The organism is Streptomyces sp. CNP082 (genome assembly GCF_059570535.1).
Map to the genome: position 1 here is coordinate 105,736 of NZ_JCANSZ010000003.1, position 19,685 is coordinate 125,420.

Consider the following 19,685-nt stretch of genomic DNA (forward strand, 5'->3'; position numbering starts at 1 on the left):
TCCCGCTGCCTAGCCTCCCCGCATGACGACGTACACAGGCACCCCCGCCCGGCGCGCCCTCGCCGTACTCCTGGTGCTCGCCGCCCTGTCCGCGTGCGGCGCGGACCAGAACCGGGACCGGGACGTGCGGGATGACGGCGCCGCCGCGGGAGCGCATGGGCAGGGGCGCGCCGTGGAGAGGTACCTCGACGAGGTCTGGCCCGCGGGCGCCCCCGGCACCGTCGCCGCCGCCCGCGGCGGCAGGCCGGTGGTCTGCACCGGCCGCGGGCTCGCGGACCGCGAGGCCGGCACCCGCGCCCGCTGCGGCACCGTGTACGACATCGCGTCGATGACCAAGCAGTTCACCGCCGCCGCCATCGTCAAGCTCCAGACCGAGGGCAGGCTGCGGGTCACCGACCGCATCGGCCGGTACTTCGACGGCGTCCCCGCAGGCAAGCGCGGCATCACCCTGCACCACCTCCTCACCCACACCGCCGGCCTCCCCGAGGCCCTCGGCGACGACTACGACCCCCTCTCCCGCTCCGAGTTGGTCAGCGCCGCCCTCGCCGCCCCCCTCCAGTCCCCGCCCGGCGACACCTACGCCTACTCCAACACCGGCTACAGCCTGCTCGCCGCCGTCGTGGAGGAGGCGTCCGGCACCGACTACGAGTCGTACCTGGCCGACCGGCTCTTCCGCCCCGCGGGCATGACCGACACCGGCTACGTCCTGCCCGACTGGGACGCGAGCCGCATCGCCGTCGAGTACGACCGCAACGGCCGCCCCCAGGGCACCCCGCTGGACCACCCCTGGGCCGACGACGGCCCGTACTGGAACCTCCGCGGCAACGGCGGCATGCTCTCCACCGCCCGCGACATACTCCGCTGGCACCGCGCCCTGCTCGGCGACCGCGTCCTCGACGACCACGCCAAGTCCCTGCTCTTCAAGCCGTACGTCTCCGAGGGCGAGGCCGGTGGCCTGGAGTCCTTCTACGGCTACGGCTGGAGCATCCTCGATCTCGACGGCTCCCGCCTCGCCACCCACGACGGCGGCAACGACTGGTCCGGCGGCCGGGTCGCCCGCTACCTGGACGACGGCGTGCTGGTCTTCTGGATCAGCAACCACGTGGCGCGCGCCGGGAAGTGGGACGTCGCCGCCGGGGACCGGGAGCTGATCACCGGAATCGCCGAACGGGTGCGCGAACGCGCCTAGGGTGGGCGCATGCCTCACTCGCCGTTCGAGATCGAGTCCCTCGCCGAGTTCGACACCGCCGTCGCCTCCGGCTCCATCAGCGGTTTCCGCGTGCAGTCCGTCGATCTGACGGACCGTACGCGGCTGCTGCTCACCACCGACGTGCACGGCGCGGTGTTCCTCGGCTGCCCCATGGCCGAGGAGGCGGCGCGCCGGGTGCAGCGCCACGGCGCGCTGGTCTTCCCCGTCGTGCCGGACCTGCCGTTCGATCCGTACCGGGGCGCGCTGTACACCCCGGACGAGCTGTTCGCGGGCCTGGCGCAGGGGTACGAACAGACGCCGGACGCCCGCTCGTACGCCTGGTTCCAGCGCACCCGCGCCGAGCACGACATATTCGCCGCCGTGATACGCGGCATGCACGACGAGTCGATGTCCAACGCGCTGGACGAGCGGCTGCGCGCCGGCCGCCCCGTCGTCGGCGTCATGGGCGGGCACGCGCTGGAGCGCGGCGGCGAGGCCTACGCGGGCGCGGCCCGGCTGGGCCGGGCGCTGGTGCGCGCCGGGTTCGACGTGGCCACGGGCGGCGGCCCCGGCGCGATGGAGGCGGCCAACCTGGGCGCGTACGGCGCGGACTTCGACGACGCGACGCTGGACGAGGCGGTGCGGATGCTCGGCAAGGCACCGTCGTTCACCCCTTCCGTGGCCGAGTGGGCGGGCGCCGCGTTCGCGGTACGGGAACGGTGGCCGGGCGGCGGCGACTCGATCGGCATCCCCACCTGGTTCTACGGCCACGAGCCGCCGAACGCCTTCGCGGGGCACATCGCGAAGTACTTCGCGAACGCGCTGCGCGAGGACGGCCTGCTGGCCCGCAGCACCGCGGGCGTGGTGTTCCTGCCGGGCGCGGCGGGCACGGTACAGGAGGTCTTCGACGCGGCGACGCCCAACTACTACGAGTCGCGCGGCACACCCCGGCCGATGGTCCTGGTGGACCGCACCCACTGGTCAAAGCGGCTGCCGGCATGGCAGTTGCTGTCGGCACTGGCGTCGGGCCGCAGGATGGCACCGCGGATCGCCCTGGTCGACACGGTCGAAGAGGCCCCGGAAGCCCTGCTGCGCCTGGGCGCCGCAGCGTAGCCGACCACACGCGGCCTGCCGAGCGGGTCCGGGACGCAGCCGAGCGGGTCCGGGACGCAGCCCCGCGGGGTCCGGGACGCAGCCCCGCGGGGTCCGGGACGCAGCCCCGCGGGGGTCTCGGGGGCGGAGCCCCCGAGTTTCGGGAAGGGGCGGGGTCGGGGAACAACCCCCACCCGCGCAGCGCCCCCCGCTCACCCCGACAGCACCACCACCTCCGACGCCGAGAACCCCACCCCCACCCGCTCCCCGATTCCCGGCGCCTCCCGCGGCACCACCGATGCCTCCAGCTCCGGCCCCCTCTCCGGCCGCAGCACCAGCAGCACCCGCTCCCCCCGGAACGTCCGCCCCACCACCTCACAGCCCAGCCCCGACCCCGCGGGCCCCACCCGCACCCCCTCCGGACGCACCAGCAGCGTCCGCTCCCCCGAAGCCGCACCCGCCCCGGCACCAGACACCGCACCAGACACCCCCACCCGCCCCCACGGCGTGTCCGCCACCTCCCCCCGCACCGTCCCCCGCACCACATTCGCGAACCCCAGGAACCGCGCCACGAACTCGTCCGCCGGCCGCTCCCACACCTCCACCGGCGTGCCCGTCTGCGCGACTCGCCCCTCGCGCATCACCACCACCCGGTCCGCCAGCGCAAACGCCTCCCCCTGGTCGTGCGTGACCGCCAGCACCGTCGTCCCCAGCCGCCCGAAGAGCTGCCGCAGCTCCACCACCAGCCGTTCCCGCAGCGAGCGGTCCAACTGCCCCAGCGGCTCGTCGAGCATCAGCAGCTTCGGCGACGGCGCCAGCGCCCGCGCCAGCGCCACCCGCTGCTGCTCCCCGCCGGACAGCGCCCCCACCGCCCGCCGCTCCGCCCCCGGCAGTCCGACCAGCTCCAGCAGCGACGCGACCCGTTCCCGGGCCGCCGCCCGCGAGGCCCCGTGCATGCGCAGGCCGAAGGCCACGTTCCCGCCCACGTCCCGGTGCGGGAACAACTGCTGGTCCTGGAACATCAGCCCCACCCCCCGCCGGTGCGCCGGCACCCCCGCGAGGTCCCGCCCGCCGAGCAGCACCCGCCCGCCGGCCAGCGGCTGGAGCCCGGCCACGGCCCGCAGCAGCGTGGACTTGCCGCTGCCGCTGGGCCCGAGCACGCTGACGATCTCGTGGTCGGCGACGTCGAGGCCGATGCCATCGACCGCCACCCGGGAGCCGTAGCGCAAGGTGACATCGTCGAGTACGAGCATCAGAACTCTCCCGCCTGGTTCTTGCGGACGCGTTCCAGCAGCAGCAGCGCCGCCGCGCACACGGCCATGAGGATGGTGCTCAGCGCCATCGCCTGCCCGTAGTTGGTCTCGCCGGCCCGCCCGAGGAGCCGGGCGACGGCGACGGGCAGGGTCGGCCGGTCGGGTCCTGCGATGAAGACGGTGGCGCCGAACTCGCCGAGGGAGACGGCGAAGGCGAAGCCGGCGGCGATGAGCACGGCCCGCCACACCAGCGGCAGGTCGACCTCCCGCCAGGCCCGCAGCGGTGAGGCGCCGAGGACGGCGGCGGCTTCCCGCAGCCGGTCGTCGACGGCGCGCAGCACGGGCAGCATGGCCCGTACGACGAAGGGGACGCCGACCAGCGCCTGCGCGAGCGGCACGAGGATCCAGGACGATCTGAGGTCGAGCGGCGGGCTGTCAAGGGCGATGAGGAAGCCGAAGCCGACGGTGACGGCGGAGGTGCCCAGCGGCAGCATCAGCAGCGCGTCGAAGCCGCGGACGAGGGGCCCGGCGCGGCGGGTGACGGCGGCGGCGGCGAGGCCGCCGACGAGGACGGCGATGACGGTGGCGACGGCGGCGTAGGCGAGGGAGTTGCCGACGGCTTCGAGCGGCGGGACGGCGAAGGTGCCGTCGCTCTCCTGCAGCGCGCGGTAGAAGCCGAGGCCGTGGCCGCCGGGGGTGGCGAAGGAGCGTTCGACGAGGACGGCGAGGGGGGCGAGGAGCAGCACGGCGACGACGGCGACGACACCGCCGAGCAGGGCGCGTTCGCCGGGGGTGCGGGGGCGGCGGGCGGTGGTCTCGGGGGCGACGAGGCGCAGCGCGGTCTCCTGGCGCCGTACGGTCCAGGCGTGCACGGCGAGGACCGCGGCGACGGCGGCGAGCTGGAGGAGGGTGAGGACGGCGGCGGTGGGCAGGTCGAGGAAGTCCGCGGTCTGGCGGTAGATCTCCACTTCGAGGGTCGCGTAGTACGGGCCGCCGAGGATCTGGATGATCCCGAAGGAGGTGAAGGTGAAGAGGAAGACCATGAGGGCCGCGGCGGCGACGGCGGGGCCGAGCGCCGGCAGGGTGACGTGCCGCCAGGCGGCGAGGCGCCCGGCGCCGAGGACGCGGGCGGCTTCTTCCTGGCGGGGGTCGAGCTGGGCCCACAGGCCGCCGACGGTCCGTACGACGACGGCGAAGTTGAAGAAGACGTGGGCCAGGAGAATCGCCCACACGGTGGTGTCCAGCCGCACGCCCCACCAGCCGTCGAGGACGCCGCCGCGGCCGAGGAGGGCGAGGAACGCGGAGCCGACGACGACGGTGGGCATCACGAACGGCACGGTGGCCAGGGCGCGCAGCAGTTGTTTGCCGGGGAAGTCGAAGCGGGCGAAGACGTAGGCGGCGGGCAGGGCGAGGAGGAGGGTCAGCCCGGTGGAGGCGGCGGCCTGCCAGAGGGTGAACCACAGGACGTCGAGGATGCCGGGGTCGCCGAGGACGTCGGGGATGCGGCCGAACTGCCAGCGGCCGTCCTCGCGCAGGCCGCGGGCGACGATGGCGCCGACGGGGTAGGCGAACAGGACGGCGAAGAACGCGGCGGGGACGGCCATGAGCGCGAGCCGCCCGGCGGCCCCGGGTATCCGCCGCCGGCCCGCGCCCGCTCCCGTTCCCGGCTTCCCGGCGCCCGCCGGCTCGGGGCCGGCGGCGCGGGTTACCTCACGACCAGCGAGGTCCACGTCTTGATCCACTGCTCCCGGTTGGCGTCGATGGCCGCGGGGTCGAGGGTGTGCGGGTCGGCGATCTCCTCGCCGTAGCGGGTGAACACCTCGGGCAGCTCGGTGTTCTCGCGCGCGGGGTGGACGAACATCTGCAGCGGCATGTCCTTCTGGAACCGTTCGCTGATGAGGAAGTCGATGAGGGCCTTGCCGCCCTCGGGGTTGCCGGCGTTCGCGAGCAGCCCGGCGAACTCGGTCTGGCGGAAGCAGGTGCCGGTGGCGACGCCGGTGGTGGCTTCCTCCGGCATGGACTCCATGTCGAGGACGGGCGGGCTGGAGGCGTAGGAGACGACGAGCGGCTTGTCGCCCTTGCCGGCGCCGGAGAAGCGTTCGTAGTACGCCTGCTCCCAGCCGTCGACGACCTCGACGCCGTTGTCGCGCAGCTCGCCCCAGTAGTCCTCCCAGCCGGTGTCCCCGTACTCGTCGGCGGTGGCGAGGAGGAACGCCAGGCCCGGGGAGGAGGTGGCGGCGTTCTCGGTGACGAGGAGGTCCTTGTAGCGGGGGTCGGCGAGGTCGTCGAAGGTCTGCGGCGGGTCGAGGTTCTTCTCCTCGAAGTACGCGCGGTCGTAGTTGACGCACACGTCGCCGTAGTCGACGGGGGTGACGCGGTGCTCGCCCGCGTCGAGCTGGAGTTCCTTGGGGATACGGGCCAGCCCCTTCGCCTCGTACGGGGTGAAGATCCCGTTGTCGAGGCCGCGGGAGAGCAGGGTGTTGTCGATGCCGAAGAAGACGTCGCCCTGCGGGTTGTCCTTGGACAGCACCGCCTGGTTGACGGCGGAGCCGGCGTCCTTGCCTTTGAGGATGTCGACCTTGTACCCGGACTGCTTCTCGAACGCCTTCAGCACGCCGTCGGAGACGGCGAAGGAGTCGTGGGTGACGAGGGTGACGCTCTTGCCGTCTGAGCCGGATCCGTCGCCGGAGTCAGAGCCGCAGGCGGCCAGGCCCAGGGCGAGGGACGCGGCCAGGGCGGTGGTGACGATGCGCTTCATGGGCTGCTTTCGTGGCACGCGGGCAGCCCGGGCAGCAGCAGAGTGTCGACCGAACTTCCTACCCAGAATGACCTGGGCGAGGTTCGAGGGTCTGCGGCCTGGACGGTGCCGCACTCTCAGCGCTGCGAGCGCTCCCCTGTCGGTGTGTACAAATGAACGATATCAGGCGGGTGTGGCGGCCGTGGCGGCGGCGAGCTGGCCGCAGGCCCCCTCGATCTCCTGGCCGCGGGTGTCGCGGACGGTCACGGGCACCCCGTGGGCCTCCAGGGCGGCGACGAACGCCCGCTCGTCCTCGGGCCGGGAGGCGGTCCACTTCGAGCCGGGGGTGGGGTTGAGCGGGATGAGGTTGACGTGTGCGCGGCGGCCCTTGAGGAGGCGGCCGAGGAGGTCGGCGCGCCATGCCTGGTCGTTGATGTCCCTGATCAGCGCGTACTCGATGGAGACGCGGCGGCCGGAGCGTGCCGCGTACTCCCAGGCGGCGTCGAGGACCTCGCGGACCTTCCAGCGGTTGTTGACGGGCACGAGGGTGTCGCGCAGCTCGTCGTCGGGCGCGTGCAGGGAGACGGCGAGGCGGCACTTCAGGCCCTCGTCGGCGAAGCGGTGCATGGCGGGCACGAGGCCGACGGTGGAGACGGTGATGCCGCGCTGGGAGAGCCCGAGGCCGTCGGGCTCGGGGTCGGTGAGGCGGCGTACGGCGGCCAGGACCCGGTTGTAGTTCGCCAGCGGCTCGCCCATGCCCATGAAGACGATGTTGGACAGCCGGGCCGGCCCTCCGGGGACCTCGCCGTCGCGCAGGGCGCGCATGCCGTCGACGATCTGGTGGACGATCTCGGCGGTGGACAGGTTGCGGGTGAGCCCGGCCTGGCCGGTGGCGCAGAACGGGCAGTTCATGCCGCAGCCGGCCTGGGAGGAGATGCACATGGTGACCCGGTCCGGGTAGCGCATGAGCACCGACTCGACCATCGTGCCGTCGAAGAGCCGCCACAGGGTCTTGCGGGTGGTGTCGCCGTCGCAGCTCAGATGCCGTACGACGGTCATCAGCTCGGGCAGCAGCCCTTCGGCGAGCTTCGCCCGGGACCCGGCGGGCACGTCGGTCCAGGCGGCCGGGTCGGTGGCGTAGCGCGCGAAGTAGTGCCGCGACAGCTGCGCGGCACGGAACGGTTTCTCGCCCAGCTCCGCCACGGCCTCGCGGCGCTCGGCGGGGGTGAGGTCGGCGAGGTGCCGCGGCGGCTTCTTGGCACCACGGGGGACGGCGAAGGTGAGCTCTCCTGGCTTGGGCATAGCCGTACCAGTGTCGCAGATGAATCTCCCTGACCTGCGCCCGCGGGCTCGCATAGCCCTTGCAGGCCAGGAAGAGCAGGCCGGGCAGGTCGGTGGCCAGGTGACTGGCAGCCTCGCCGCTGTGGCACCGCCACGCCCCGGGGCCGACGACCCGCGCCTTCCTGGACGTGGCCCGCGAGCTGCGCGACCAGGCGCCGGAACAGTCTTGGCCGTCGTGACCTGCGATGTTGCCGACGGCTGCGGCGTTGTCCTGACGGCACGCCGGGCATCAGACAGCCGGGCGTAACCGGCCGTCGTCGGCGGACGGCTCCGTCCGCGGACCGGCAGGCGTGGAAAAGTGTTATCGCCGGCCTGCTCCTGCGTCACCTGTAACGGGTGCGCCGCTGGGCGCGCTCCCCCCCCACACACAGGAGCCGTACATGGGTCACCGCAACGCACACCGCATAAGCCGCCGCAGCGCCCTGCAGATCGCCGGAGGGGTTGCTGCGGCCGGGGCCGTGGGCGGCGCGGCCACGGCCTGGAGCGGCGGCTCCGCCGGCGCCACGACCGAGGCCGGGGTGGCCGGGGCCCCCGCCTTCACCCACCCCGGGGCGCTGCACACCCAGGAGGCGTTCGACCGGATGGCGCAGAAGGTCGCCGCGGGCGACGAGCCGTGGCTCTCCGGCTGGAACCGGCTCACCGCCAACTCCCATTCCGCGTCGGGCTGGGTGCCCAATCCGCAGGAGACGATCATCCGCGGCGGGGGAGAGGGCGAGAACTACTGGATCCTCTATAACGACGTCCACGCCGCGTACCAGAATGCGCTGCGCTGGAAGATCACCGGTGACACCGCCCACGCCGACACGGCGCGGGACATCTGCAACGCCTGGTCGGAGACGCTGACGTCCCTCGATCCCACCTACTCCGAGTCCCGTCTCGCGTCCGGCATCTACGGGTACCAGTTCGCCAACGCCGGCGAGATCATCCGCGACTACGAGGGCTTCGACCTGGCCCGGTTCCAGGAGTTGATGACCGCCGTCTTCTACCCGCTGAACAGCGACTTCCTGGTTCGGCACAACGGCACCTGCGACGGCCACTACTGGGCCAACTGGGACCTGTGCAACATGGCATCGATCATGGCCATCGGGATCCTGCGCGACGACCAGGCTCAGTTCGACGAGGCGGTGGACTACTTCCACAACGGCGCGGGCAACGGCGCGCTCGCGAACGCGATCCCCTTCGTCTACGACTCCGTCGACGGCCACGCCCTGGCCCAGTGGCAGGAGTCCGGCCGCGACCAGGCCCACAGCATGATGGGCATCGGCCTGATGGGCACCCTGTGCGAGATGGCCCTCAGCCAGGGGGTCGACCTCTACGCCGCGGACGATCACAGGTTCCGCAAGGCGTGTGAGTACGTGGCCCGGTACAACCTCGGCCACGACGACGTGCCGTACACCACCTACAACAACTGCGACAACGTGAACCAGACCGTCCCCGGCGAAGGGGGCCGCGGCCAGGGGCGCCCGGTCTGGGAGCGGGTCTTCCACCACTACGGGGTCCGGCTGGACCAAGACTGCCCGAACATGCTGGAGATGGTCCGCGCCAACTCCCCCGAGGGCGGCGGCGGCGACTACGGCGGCAACAGCGGCGGCTTCGACGAGCTGGGTTTCGGCACCCTGCTCTACGTTCAGTAACCTCGCCGCGGCTGCGGCGGGTCCGGCAACGCGAGGAGTGACGGTGGAGGCCCGTGAGTGGCGCGCGGTGATCACGGCCGCACAGGCCGGGGACCGGGAGGCGATGGAGCGGCTGGTGGCCGGCTGGCTGCCGCTGGTCTACAACATCGTCGGGCGGGCGCTGGGCGGCCATGCCGACGTCGACGACGTGGTCCAGGAGACGATGCTCCGCGCCGTCGAGCAGCTCCCCGCACTGCGCGACCCGGACAGCTTCCGCTCCTGGCTGGTCGCGATCGCGATGCATCAGATACGGGACCGGGCACGGCGCCGGGAGCGGCAGGCCGGCGCGGCCCGCGCGACGGCTGCCCTCCCGGCCGAGGCCGTCGACTTCGCCGAGGCCACCGTGCTGCAGCTGCAGTTGCAGGGCCAGCGGCGGGAGGTCGCCGAGGCGGCGCGCTGGCTGGATGACGAGGACCGGCAGCTGCTCTCCTTGTGGTGGCTGGAGGTGGCCGGCGAGCTGAGCCGCCGCGACCTGGCGGCGGCTCTCGGCGTCAGCCGGGCGCACGCCGCCGTGCGCGTCCAGCGGATGAAGGAGCGGCTGGAGACGGTGCGCGGCATCGTCCGCGTGCTGGCCGAGGCGAACGATCCGCGCCGCGCCGACTGCGACGGCCTGCGTGCCCTGCTCGATGGCTGGGACGGACGGCCCGGCTCCGTCTGGCGCAAGCGGCTGGCCCGGCACATCCGCGGCTGTGCCCGGTGTGCCGCACCGCGCGAGGAGATCGTGCCGGCGGAGCGGCTGCTGGTGGGCCTGGCCCTGGTGCCGCTCCCGGCGGGGTTCGCGATATCCCTGGCGCTGGGCGGCAAGACCACGGCCGCCGCGGCGGGTGTCGGCTGGTCGGCCAAGGCGCTCGCGGCACTCGGCAAGCCTGTGGCGGCGGTCACGGCCGGGGCGACGCTCGCCGCGGGCGGCGCGGCGCTGTACGTCTACGAGCGGCCCGCGGACCCCCCGCCCCGGGCCACCGCCCACTCGGCCCCGGCCCCGTCCACGTCCCGGCCCTCCGGCCCGCCGCCGACGAGCGCACCGCCGTCCGCCTCGCCGTCCGCCCCGCCGGGCACCACGACCCCGACGGCCACTCCCGCCGCCCGCTACGGCAGCGTGGTGGACGCCATCGACGCCCCACCCGACCCCGGCCAGCCGCCCGGCCCGCTGCCCCGCCGGCCGGAGCGGGACGTGAGCAGCACCGTCGCACCTGACTTCACCCTCACCCACCGCGGGGAGAGCGCGACCCTGCGCGGCACGGGCTACCTTCTGGTCCGCTGGCAGATCGTGACTGCCGAACCCGGCGGCCACCTGACCATGCCCACCTGGATCGGCCTGGAGGGCAGGCTCTTCCACGTGGCCTCGGGCGGCGGCCGGCGCATGGACGACGCCGTGCCTGGCGGAGCCGGCGAGACCTGGATGGAGTCACCCGAGATCGGCAGCACGGTGCTCCCGGAGGGCACCCAGCAGATGTGGCAGAGCGAGTTCTTCTGGCTCGACGGCGAGGTCACCCTCCACCAGAACGAGAACGGCGAAGACTACAACGTTTTCGTCCAGCCGACGGACCGCGACTCCATCGTTCGCGACCTGCACACCGCGCCGGACCCGGCGACGGGCATCGTCCGCTACGGCCTCGTCCGCGACACCGGCGACAACCGCACCCCCGTGCCGCAGTACCTCACCCGCGCCCGCCCCGCCGACCCGGCCGCCGTCCCGCAGCACTCCCGCGTCGGGTAGCGGGAGATCGGGACGGCAGGGCAGGCGACGACGATGAAGAGGAGCACATCTGTGGCACCCGCGACACCTGTGATGGACCCGACGGGACGGCGGCGCGCACTCCGCGGCCGGGCGGCGGCCTTGCTCGCCGTCCTGGGGGCACTGGTCCCGCCGGCGCTGCCGTGGCACAGTGCGCACGCGGCGGGCGGCAGCGGTGACATCACCGCCGAGATCCTGGCGGGCCGCGACGTCACGCTGACCGGCGACGCCGTGGTGAACGTCCCGGCCGGGACCACCACGTACGAGGGCGTCATCAGCGGCGAGGGCACGCTGCGGATCGGCGGCACCGGCACCCTGATCCTCACCAGGGACAGCAACTTCACTCTGCCCGGCACGCGGCAGCGGCAGTCCGTGCGGATCGAGGGCGGCAACCACCCGTATGTGACGGTCGGCGACCCCGACCCGCCGGCTGTCACCGTCGACCGGGGCGCCACACTCCAGTACGGGACCGGTGGCGCAAGCGGCCTGATCGGCAGCTTCCCGTACGACACTCCCGGCTTCGCGCTCAACCAGAACAACATCCGCGTCGACGGCACCCTGCGTCTTTCGCTGACGCGGACCTTCAACCTCGGCACCATCAGCGGTGCGGGGCTCGTCACCCAGCCCCGCGGCATGTGGGGGAAGCTCCAGCTAGCCGGGACCCATCCGTTCTCCGGTGTGATCGACAACGGCACGCAGATGGACGCCGGGGCGCCGGAGTTCCCTGCGTCGCTTCCGAACGCCCGCGCCGTCCTCAACCAGGGCACCTGGACCGTCGACACCCCGCTGGGCCACACGGTCACGCTGCGGCAGAACTTCTACCAGCGCGAGTACGGCAGCGACATCAACGTCCAGTCCCGGCCGGGCAGCAAGGTGGTACTGACCGGCCAGTACAGCCACACCGACCAGGGCGGCGACACCGACCCCACGCTCAGCGACCCGGGAATCAACTGGCGCCCGGTGGCGAAGAACGTCAACAAACGCGGCACCAACATCAAAGGCGCGAACGTCCAGTGGGGCGACGGCACCACCCACGAGATCTTCATGCCCGGCACCGCCGAGACCGTCTACATCAACCTGCTGGCGGCCAGGTCCCGTTCCACGCTCACCTTCGCCTACGACGGTCCTGTGACGCTGGGCGCACCGATCGGCGGCGGCGTGTTCCACGACACGCTGTCCGCCCCGGGCCAGGGCGACATCGTCGTCAAGGGCGTCGACGGCAACGACGTCACCTTCGCCGCCGACCAGTACTACGACGGCTCCACGACCATCGAGAAGGGCGCCGCGCTCCGGCTCGGCAGCGGGAAGCCGGGCGGGGACGGCAGCCTGCTGACCGACGCCGGGCTGTACCGGGTCGTCAACGACGGCTCGCTGACGGTGCAGAACACCGACGCACCGGTTTCGCTGTCGAAGATCAGCGGCAGCGGCTCCTTCACCCAGGCCGGCGCGGCCACCACCCGCCTGACCGGGGCACTGTCCTACACGGGCCCGACGAAGGTCACCCGGGGTACCCTCGCCCTCACCGGGGGCAGCCTGAAGTCGAGCCGCGCGGTGTCGCTCACCGAGGAGGGCACCGAGCTGGACCTGACCGGGACCGGTGACCAGACGCTGCGGAACGTCAGCCTGGTGAAAGGCGCCACAGTCCGCTACGGAGACGACGCGACTCTGACCGTCTCCGACATCCGTCCCCGCACCACGGGCAGCGGCCTGTCCGGCACCTTCCAGGGCGGGACCCTGCGGGCCACCGGGAGCATGACCGGGGCGATCGCCGTCAAGGGCGACTACTCCCAGACCCGGGATGCACACCTCACCACCCGGGCCGACGGCAAGCCGCTGCGCGTCACCGGCGCGGTGACGCTCGCCGGGGAGCTGGAGATCGACCCGGCGGCGAAGCCGCCCACGGGAAGCAGAGAGACGGTGCTCATCTCCAACTCCGGCTCCGACAAGGTCTCCGGCACCTTCACCGGTCACAGGGAGGGCGCAACGGTGAAGGTGGACGGCGACGCGTGCGCCCTCACCTACCAGGGCGGCGACGGCAACGACGTCGCGCTGGTCCGCACGGACTCCCCGGAGACGGACGCCGCCACCGCTGACCGGCCGGCGGCGGCGCCGTCGAGCACGACCGCCGACTCCTCCGGCGGCTTCCTCTCGCCCGGCCGCACCGCCGCCCTCGCCGCCGCGACCCTGGCGGCCGCGGCACTCGCCCTGCGGCTCTTCCACAGCCCTCGTCGCGGCGGCCCCCGTCGCGGCAGGCACCGCGCCCGCTGACCACTCCGCCCCGGTGATCACACTCGACGGCACCGGCCACGCCGACCGCCAAGAGCAGGGCGGCATGATCCGCCGCCAACTCCTCCGGCGGAACCAGCACGCCGCTGTCGAGACGAAGACGGCCTGTTCGGAGTCGTGATCACGTGGTGGGGCGGAGAGTGCAGATCCAGATGATCGAGCCCCGGAGCTGAAGCCCTGCCAGTGCTGTGACCGCATAGGTGCGCCGGGGTGACGGTCGTGGCGGTCGTGGCGGTTGGATGTGCGGTGACGTCCGGTCCGACCGCTGGAGGCGCGGTGGCCGAGCCCGTCCGTGTGCGCAGACGGGAAGCTTCCTCTCCGCCGCCGTGGCCCACCCTCGCGGCGCGGCTCCAGGTGTTTCGGCCCTCGCCGAAACACCTCGGAGACGGCGGTGGTCAGCCCCCTCCCACGAAGATCACCATCAGCAGCCACACCACCGGCGCCGTGGGCAACAGCGAGTCCAGCCGGTCCATGATCCCGCCGTGGCCGGGGAGCAGCGTGCCCATGTCCTTGATGCCGAGGTCCCGTTTGATCATCGACTCGGCGAGGTCGCCGAGCGTGGCGCTGGCGGCTGCGGCGGCGCCCAGCAGGAGGCCCTGCCACCAGCGGCCGTCGTCGACGAGGAGTTCCATGCACACCGCGCCGGCGGCCATCGCGAAGGCCAGCGCGCCGCCCAGGCCCTCGCGGGTCTTGCCGGGGCTGATGCGCGGGGCGAGTTTGCGGCGGCCGAACTTGTAGCCCACGGCGTACGCGCCGGTGTCGCTGATCACCGTGAGGATCAGGAACGTCAGCACCCGCTGCGGCCCGTCGTCGTCCGCGGCGAGCATCAGTGCGACGAAGGCGGCGAGGAAGGGCACGTAGAACGCGGCGAAGACGCCGGCGGTGACGTCGCGGAGGTAGTTCTCCGCGGGGCCCTTCAGCCGCCAGACGGGGACGGCGAGGGCGGTCAGCGCGAGCCCCGCCCCGGCGCCCTCGGCACCGGCCGCGTACCCGGCGATGACCGTCGCGACGCCGCCGGCCGCCAGCGGCACCAGCGGTGTGCGGATCCCGCGGCACTCCGCCAGCCGCGACGTCAGCTCCCACAGCCCGACCGCCACGGCGACGACGATGACGCCGATGAAGAGCACTTTCACGACGAAGAGCGTGGCCAGCACGATGGCGCCGAGGCCGAGCCCGACGCCTATGGCCGCGCCGAGGTCCCGGCCGCCGCGGCGCCGCTTCGGGGCGGGCGGCGGCGCGGAGGAGGCGTCGCCCGGGACGCCGGGTCCCCCGGAGGGACCTGGGGAGGGTTCGTCGGCAGGGGCGTCGCCGGACATGGTGGGCATGCGCGGAGTCTGCGCCCTTTCACCCCTGCCGTACACGGGACCCGCCGGGGCCCCCCTGGAGGAGTCGTTCATCAGACCTCGAGCAGCTCTGCTTCCTTGTGCTTGAGCAGCTCATCGACCTGGGCCACGTACTTGTGGGTGGTGTCGTCGAGCTCCTTCTCGGCGCGGCGGCCCTCGTCCTCGCCGATCTCACCGTCCTTGATGGCCTTGTCGAGGGTCTCCTTGGCCTTGCGGCGTACGGAGCGGATGGCGATCCGTGCGTCCTCGCCCTTGGCCTTGGCGACCTTGATGAACTCCCGGCGGCGCTCCTCGGTGAGCTGCGGGAAGACCACCCGGATGATGTTGCCGTCGTTGGAGGGGTTGACGCCGAGGTCGGAGTCCCGGATCGCCTGCTCGATGTTGCGCAGGGCGCTCTTGTCGAACGGTGTCACCACCGCCATGCGCGGCTCCGGCACCGAGAAGGACGCCAACTGGTTGATGGGCGTCTGGGTGCCGTAGTAATCCGCCGTGATCTTGTTGAACATCGCCGGATGGGCCCGCCCGGTGCGGATCGCGGCGAAGTCGTCCTTGGCGACCACGACGGCCTTCTCCATCTTCTCCTCGGCTTCGAGGAGGGTCTCTTCGATCACCACTGGCTCCTGGTCTCTTCTGTGGGCGGATCGGGAGTGCCCCCGTCCGGCCGTACCATGCCTGCACGGTGTCCGACCGGCAGGCCGTTGTCCATCCCTCAGACCCGGCTGCCGTGCGCGCTCACGAGCGTACCGATCTTCTCACCCCGCACCGCGCGGGCGATGTTGCCCTCTTTGAGCAGCTCGAAGACGAGGATCGGCAGTTCGTTGTCGCGGCACAGGGTGACGGCCGTGGCGTCGGCGACCTTGAGGTCACGGGTGATGACCTCGCCGTATTCGAGCGCGTCGAACTTCACCGCGTCGGGGTTCTTCTTGGGGTCGGCGTCGTAGACCCCGTCGACGCCGTTCTTGCCCATGAGCAGGGCCTCGGCGTGGATCTCCAGGGCGCGCTGCGCGGCGGTGGTGTCCGTCGAGAAGTACGGCATGCCCATGCCGGCGCCGAAGATGACGACGCGGCCCTTCTGCATGTGCCGGATGGCGCGCAGCGGAATGTACGGCTCGGCGACCTGGCCCATCGTGATCGCCGTCTGCACCCGGGAGTCGATGCCTTCCTTCTCCAGGAAGTCCTGCAGGGCGAGGCAGTTCATGACCGTGCCGAGCATGCCCATGTAGTCGGAGCGGGCCCGGTCCATGCCGCGCTGCTGCAGTTCGGCGCCGCGGAAGAAGTTGCCGCCGCCGATCACCACCGCGATCTCGTACCCGTCGCGGACGACGGCCGCGACCTCTCGGGCGATGGCGTGTACGACGTCCGGGTCGACGCCGAGATCCCCGCCGCCGGAGAACGCCTCGCCGGACAGCTTCAGCAGGAAGCGCGAGCTGTCCCTCTTCGTGTGGTGGCCGTGGTCCGCCTGCTCGTGGCGGCCGTGGCCCGCGTCGGCGTCCTCGTTCATGAAGTCTCCTCGTGCGCATACGAAGGAGGCCATCGCCGTGGGGTTCTCATCCACCCATTCCCGGCAATGGCCTCCTCGTCACTTCCGCAGCCCGGTCACGGTCCCCCCGCGCCGGCCCGCTACAACTCAACCCGACCCTAGCGGGGCCGGCGGCCGTTCGCCGTACACCGTGCACACCGTTCGCCGCGGCGACGCGCCCTGCGGCGCGTACCACGGCGGTACGCGCCGTCCGGCCGCGCGTGCGCGCGCCGGGCGGCGCGGTGCACGCCGGTGGCGCCGGGGCTCAGGCGCCGACGCGGATGCGCGCGAAGCGGACCACCTGCGCGCCGGCCTCGCCGAGCACCTTCTGCACCGACTTCTTGGGATCCTTGGCGAACGGCTGGTCCAGCAGCACGTTCTCCTTGAAGAAGCCGTTCACGCGACCCTCGACGATCTTCGGCAGGGCGGCCTCCGGCTTGCCCTCCTCGCGCGAGGTGGCCTCGGCGACGCGGCGCTCGCTCTCCACCGTGTCGGCCGGGACGTCCTCGCGGGACAGCCAGCGCGGCCCGAAGGCGGCGATGTGCTGCGCCACCTCCTTGGCCGTCTGCGGGTCGGCCTTGTCCAGCTCGACGAGCACGCCGACCTGCGGCGGCAGGTCCGGCGAGGTGCGGTGCATGTACGTGCCGACGTAGGCGCCCTCGAAGCGCGCGAAGCGCTCAAGGACGATCTTCTCGCCGAGCGTGGCGTTGGCCTCGTCCACGTACGTCTGCACAGTCTTGCCGTCGATCTCGGAGGCGAGCAGCTCCTGCAGGTCGGCGGGCTTGCTGGCCGCGACGTGCTCGGCGAGCGCGTTGGCGACGGCGACGAACTTCTCGCCCTTGGCGACGAAGTCGGTCTCGCACTTCAGCTCCAGCAGGACACCGGAGGAGTTGTCGTCGGCGATCAGGGAGACGACGGCGCCGTTCTCGGCGGTGCGGCTCTCACGCTTGGCGACGCCCTTCTGGCCCTTGACGCGGAGCAGCTCCACGGCCTTGTCGACGTCGCCCTCGGCCTCTTCCAGCGCCTTCTTGCAGTCCATCATGCCGGCGCCGGTGAGCTCCCGGAGCTTCTTGACGTCGGCGGCGGTGAAGTTCGCCATGATTCGGTGGTTTTCTCTTCTCGACGGGTGACTGGGATCGGCGGATCAGACCTGCGGGGCGTCGCCGGAGGGCTGCGTGCCCTCGGCGGCCTCGGCGGACTCCGCGGCCGGGGCGGGGGTCTCGTCGGCCTGCTCGGCGGCGGCGACCTCGGCGGTCTCGGCGGAGGTCTGCACCTCGGCCTCGGCAGCGGCCTCGTCGGTCTTCTCGGCCGGCTTCTCGGCTGCCTCCTCGGCCGCCTTCTCGGCCGCCTTTTCGGACGATGCAGCCTTGGCGGCCTTGGCGTCCTTCTCGCCGGCGAGCAGGTCGCGCTCCCACTCGGCGAGCGGCTCGGCGTCGGACTTGACGGCCTTCTCGTCACCGGCCGCGGCACCGGAGCGGGCGATCAGACCCTCGGCGACGGCGTCGGCGATGACGCGGGTCAGCAACGTGACGGAGCGGATCGCGTCGTCGTTGCCCGGGATCTTGTAGTCGACCTCGTCGGGGTCGCAGTTGGTGTCGAGGATCGCGACGACCGGGATGCGCAGCTTGCGCGCCTCGCCGACGGCGATGTGCTCCTTCTTCGTGTCCACGATCCAGACGGCGCTCGGCACCTTCTGCATGTCGCGGATGCCGCCGAGGGTCTTCTCCAGCTTGGCCTTCTCGCGGGAGAGGACGAGCAGCTCCTTCTTGGTCAGGCCGGAGGCGGCCACGTCCTCGAAGTCGATGGCCTCAAGCTCCTTGAGGCGCTGCAGCCGCTTGTGGACCGTGGAGAAGTTGGTGAGCATGCCGCCCAGCCAGCGCTGGTTCACATACGGCATGCCGACCCGGGTGGCCTGCTCGGCGATGGCCTCCTGGGCCTGCTTCTTCGTGCCCACGAACATGATGGTGCCGCCGTGCGCGACGGTCTCCTTCACGAACTCGTAGGCGCGGTCGATGTACGACAGCGACTGCAGGAGGTCGATGATGTAGATGCCGTTGCGCTCGGTGAAGATGAAGCGCTTCATCTTCGGGTTCCAACGGCGGGTCTGGTGCCCGAAGTGGACGCCGCTCTCCAGCAGCTCCCGCATCGTGACGACGGCCATGGCCGTACTCCTCGTGTGTCTCGGTTGTGCGCGGCGGCCGGCCGGCCACCGCTCCTGACGCCCCTGCGCGTCGCGCCTCCGGCGGGGAGCCGGGGGACCGAGTGACGCGGCCACCTTCAGGCAGGTGGCGGGGCGTGCGAAGTCGACCCGGAGTGCCGGGTCGCCACCTGAAGTGTACGGGACGGCGTCACCCGCCTGCGCCACGGAGCCCGGCCACGGGGCGGCGTCCCGGGGGCGCCCGGCGCCCTTTGTCCACAACCCGCCGGTTATCCACAGAATCCGTCCATGATCCCCGAGCCACCCCCGCTCCCGGCCACGCTATGCCCATGAACGGACGACGCGAACGCCGCGCCGCCGGCGAACAGGACGGGGCGACTGCCGCCACCGCGCGGACGGCGGACGCGACGGGACACGTAACCGGGGCGGCACGGCCGCCACGGCCGGGGGCGCGGCGGGCAGGGGCCCAGTGGTCAGGTGCGCTGTGGTCAGGGGCCCGGCGGTCAGGGGCCCGGCGGTCAGGGCCGCGGCGGCCGGTGGCACGGCCGACGCGGGCGGTGACGCGGGGCCCGTGCCGGCCTGGCGGCGCCACGGGGCGCGTGCCGCGGGGGCTGCTCGCCGCCGGGCTCGCCGCGGCCCTGGCGACGGGCACGTGGCCCACGCCCCCGTTCACGACGACCAGCACGAAGGCGGAGGCGGGTGGGGAGGGGGCGGGGCCGCCGTGGGCGGCGGGAGAGGCGCGGACGGCGGGAGAGGCGCTGGCCGGCGCGGCGGTGTCCGGCGGGCGGCCGGTGGCCGGGGGCGGCCGGGCCGGGGCGGTGCAGGAGAGCGGGGTTGCCGGCGTGGGCGGAGTGGCGTGGCCCGTGGCCGGGGGTGCGCGGGGGCGGCCCGTGGTGGAGCGGGGTTTCGAGCCGCCGAGTTCGCCGTACGGGCCGGGGCATCGGGGGGTCGACCTGCGGGCCGGGGCGGGGCAGCCGGTGCGGGCCGCGGCGGGCGGCCGCGTGTCGTTCGCGGGCCGGGTGGCGGGGCGCGGGGTGCTGGCAGTCGACCATCCGGGCACCGGCCGCCCGCCGCTGCGCACGACGTACGAGCCGGTGCTGCCCGCGGTGCGCGAGGGGGAGCGGGTCGAGGCGGGGCAGGTCGTGGGGTATCTGCAGGGCGGCGCGTACCACTGCGCGGTGGCGTGCCTGCACTGGGGGCTGCGCCGCGGTCCGTCCTATCTCGATCCGCTGTCGCTGCTGCCGCCCCGGCTGCTCACGGCGGGCCATGCCCGTCTGCTGCCGGTGTTCGGCGTCCCGCCGCCGGCGGGCGGCGACTGACGGCGCAGCTCCCCGGCGGGCACAAAGGGCCGGGCGGCGC

16 protein-coding genes are annotated in these 19,685 nt (G+C 72.9%); 7 read left to right on the plus strand and 9 right to left on the minus strand.

Annotation, left to right across the window (positions count from 1 at the left end):
* Positions 1 to 22: 22 nt before the first annotated feature.
* Both B124_RS03415 and B124_RS03420 read left to right on the plus strand, forming a co-directional pair.
* Complete coding sequence (locus tag B124_RS03415) at positions 23 to 1,189, plus strand: serine hydrolase domain-containing protein (RefSeq protein WP_496501110.1); 1,167 nt, start codon at positions 23 to 25, stop codon at positions 1,187 to 1,189.
* 9 nt (positions 1,190 to 1,198) lie between these two features.
* A complete protein-coding gene (locus B124_RS03420; RefSeq protein WP_496501111.1) occupies positions 1,199 to 2,302 on the plus strand; it encodes an LOG family protein in 1,104 nt (367 codons plus the stop codon).
* Positions 2,303 to 2,493: 191 nt separating this feature from the next.
* Here B124_RS03420 and B124_RS03425 read toward each other — a convergent pair whose 3' ends face one another.
* From B124_RS03425 to rlmN, 4 genes are all read right to left on the minus strand, one after another.
* On the minus strand, positions 2,494 to 3,534 hold the full coding sequence (locus tag B124_RS03425) for an ABC transporter ATP-binding protein (RefSeq protein ID WP_496501112.1): 1,041 nt from the start codon (positions 3,532 to 3,534) through the stop codon (positions 2,494 to 2,496).
* Positions 3,534 to 5,138, minus strand: coding sequence for an ABC transporter permease (locus B124_RS03430; RefSeq protein WP_496501279.1), 1,605 nt, complete (start codon positions 5,136 to 5,138; stop codon positions 3,534 to 3,536). The genes B124_RS03425 and B124_RS03430 overlap by 1 nt, the downstream gene beginning before the upstream one ends.
* A gap of 101 nt (positions 5,139 to 5,239) precedes the next feature.
* On the minus strand, positions 5,240 to 6,292 hold the full coding sequence (locus B124_RS03435) for a thiamine ABC transporter substrate-binding protein (RefSeq protein WP_496501113.1): 1,053 nt from the start codon (positions 6,290 to 6,292) through the stop codon (positions 5,240 to 5,242).
* Between the two features lie 162 nt (positions 6,293 to 6,454).
* A complete protein-coding gene (rlmN, locus tag B124_RS03440; protein ID WP_496501114.1) occupies positions 6,455 to 7,573 on the minus strand; it encodes a dual-specificity RNA methyltransferase RlmN in 1,119 nt (372 codons plus the stop codon).
* A gap of 419 nt (positions 7,574 to 7,992) precedes the next feature.
* On the opposite strand from rlmN, the gene B124_RS03445 reads away from it, so the two are divergent.
* The 4 genes from B124_RS03445 (at position 7,993) to B124_RS03460 (ending at position 13,427) form a co-directional block, all read left to right on the plus strand.
* Entirely contained in the window at positions 7,993 to 9,246 is a 1,254-nt protein-coding gene (locus tag B124_RS03445) for an alginate lyase family protein (RefSeq protein ID WP_496501115.1), read from the plus strand.
* 43 nt (positions 9,247 to 9,289) lie between these two features.
* Entirely contained in the window at positions 9,290 to 11,002 is a 1,713-nt protein-coding gene (locus tag B124_RS03450; protein ID WP_496501116.1) for an RNA polymerase sigma factor, read from the plus strand.
* 72 nt (positions 11,003 to 11,074) lie between these two features.
* Positions 11,075 to 13,288 carry an autotransporter gene (locus tag B124_RS03455; protein WP_496501280.1) on the plus strand — a complete coding sequence of 738 codons (2,214 nt, stop codon included), beginning with the start codon at positions 11,075 to 11,077 and terminating at the stop codon, positions 13,286 to 13,288.
* A 13-nt stretch (positions 13,289 to 13,301) separates the two neighbouring features.
* Positions 13,302 to 13,427, plus strand: coding sequence for a hypothetical protein (locus B124_RS03460; RefSeq protein WP_496501117.1), 126 nt, complete (start codon positions 13,302 to 13,304; stop codon positions 13,425 to 13,427).
* Positions 13,428 to 13,701: 274 nt separating this feature from the next.
* On the opposite strand, the gene B124_RS03465 is transcribed toward B124_RS03460, so the two are convergent.
* From B124_RS03465 to rpsB, 5 genes are all read right to left on the minus strand, one after another.
* Complete coding sequence (locus B124_RS03465) at positions 13,702 to 14,631, minus strand: phosphatidate cytidylyltransferase (RefSeq protein ID WP_496501118.1); 930 nt, start codon at positions 14,629 to 14,631, stop codon at positions 13,702 to 13,704.
* Between the two features lie 71 nt (positions 14,632 to 14,702).
* Entirely contained in the window at positions 14,703 to 15,260 is a 558-nt protein-coding gene (frr, locus tag B124_RS03470) for a ribosome recycling factor (protein WP_496501119.1), read from the minus strand.
* A gap of 98 nt (positions 15,261 to 15,358) precedes the next feature.
* The gene (gene pyrH / locus B124_RS03475) at positions 15,359 to 16,150 is read right to left on the minus strand and encodes a UMP kinase (RefSeq protein ID WP_496501120.1); all 792 of its coding nucleotides are present in this window, start codon (positions 16,148 to 16,150) and stop codon (positions 15,359 to 15,361) included.
* A 283-nt stretch (positions 16,151 to 16,433) separates the two neighbouring features.
* On the minus strand, positions 16,434 to 17,267 hold the full coding sequence (tsf, locus tag B124_RS03480) for a translation elongation factor Ts (protein ID WP_496501121.1): 834 nt from the start codon (positions 17,265 to 17,267) through the stop codon (positions 16,434 to 16,436).
* Positions 17,268 to 17,312: 45 nt separating this feature from the next.
* Complete coding sequence (gene rpsB, locus B124_RS03485) at positions 17,313 to 18,329, minus strand: 30S ribosomal protein S2 (protein ID WP_496501122.1); 1,017 nt, start codon at positions 18,327 to 18,329, stop codon at positions 17,313 to 17,315.
* A gap of 596 nt (positions 18,330 to 18,925) precedes the next feature.
* On the opposite strand from rpsB, the gene B124_RS03490 reads away from it, so the two are divergent.
* On the plus strand, positions 18,926 to 19,645 hold the full coding sequence (locus B124_RS03490) for a murein hydrolase activator EnvC family protein (protein WP_496501123.1): 720 nt from the start codon (positions 18,926 to 18,928) through the stop codon (positions 19,643 to 19,645).
* The last annotated feature ends 40 nt before the right edge of the window (positions 19,646 to 19,685 follow it).

What these genes read in the sequence shown, in the direction of transcription:
- B124_RS03415 (WP_496501110.1), top strand. Translation starts at nt 23, where the DNA reads ATGACGACGTACACAGGCACCCCCGCCCGGCGCGCCCTCGCCGTACTC.
- B124_RS03420 (WP_496501111.1), top strand. Translation starts at nt 1,199, where the DNA reads ATGCCTCACTCGCCGTTCGAGATCGAGTCCCTCGCCGAGTTCGACACC.
- B124_RS03425 (WP_496501112.1), bottom strand. Translation starts at nt 3,534, where the DNA reads ATGCTCGTACTCGACGATGTCACCTTGCGCTACGGCTCCCGGGTGGCG.
- B124_RS03430 (WP_496501279.1), bottom strand. Translation starts at nt 5,138, where the DNA reads ATGGCCGTCCCCGCCGCGTTCTTCGCCGTCCTGTTCGCCTACCCCGTC.
- B124_RS03435 (WP_496501113.1), bottom strand. Translation starts at nt 6,292, where the DNA reads ATGAAGCGCATCGTCACCACCGCCCTGGCCGCGTCCCTCGCCCTGGGC.
- rlmN (WP_496501114.1), bottom strand. Translation starts at nt 7,573, where the DNA reads ATGCCCAAGCCAGGAGAGCTCACCTTCGCCGTCCCCCGTGGTGCCAAG.
- B124_RS03445 (WP_496501115.1), top strand. Translation starts at nt 7,993, where the DNA reads ATGGGTCACCGCAACGCACACCGCATAAGCCGCCGCAGCGCCCTGCAG.
- B124_RS03455 (WP_496501280.1), top strand. Translation starts at nt 11,075, where the DNA reads ATGGACCCGACGGGACGGCGGCGCGCACTCCGCGGCCGGGCGGCGGCC.
- B124_RS03465 (WP_496501118.1), bottom strand. Translation starts at nt 14,631, where the DNA reads ATGCCCACCATGTCCGGCGACGCCCCTGCCGACGAACCCTCCCCAGGT.
- pyrH (WP_496501120.1), bottom strand. Translation starts at nt 16,150, where the DNA reads ATGAACGAGGACGCCGACGCGGGCCACGGCCGCCACGAGCAGGCGGAC.
- tsf (WP_496501121.1), bottom strand. Translation starts at nt 17,267, where the DNA reads ATGGCGAACTTCACCGCCGCCGACGTCAAGAAGCTCCGGGAGCTCACC.
- rpsB (WP_496501122.1), bottom strand. Translation starts at nt 18,329, where the DNA reads ATGGCCGTCGTCACGATGCGGGAGCTGCTGGAGAGCGGCGTCCACTTC.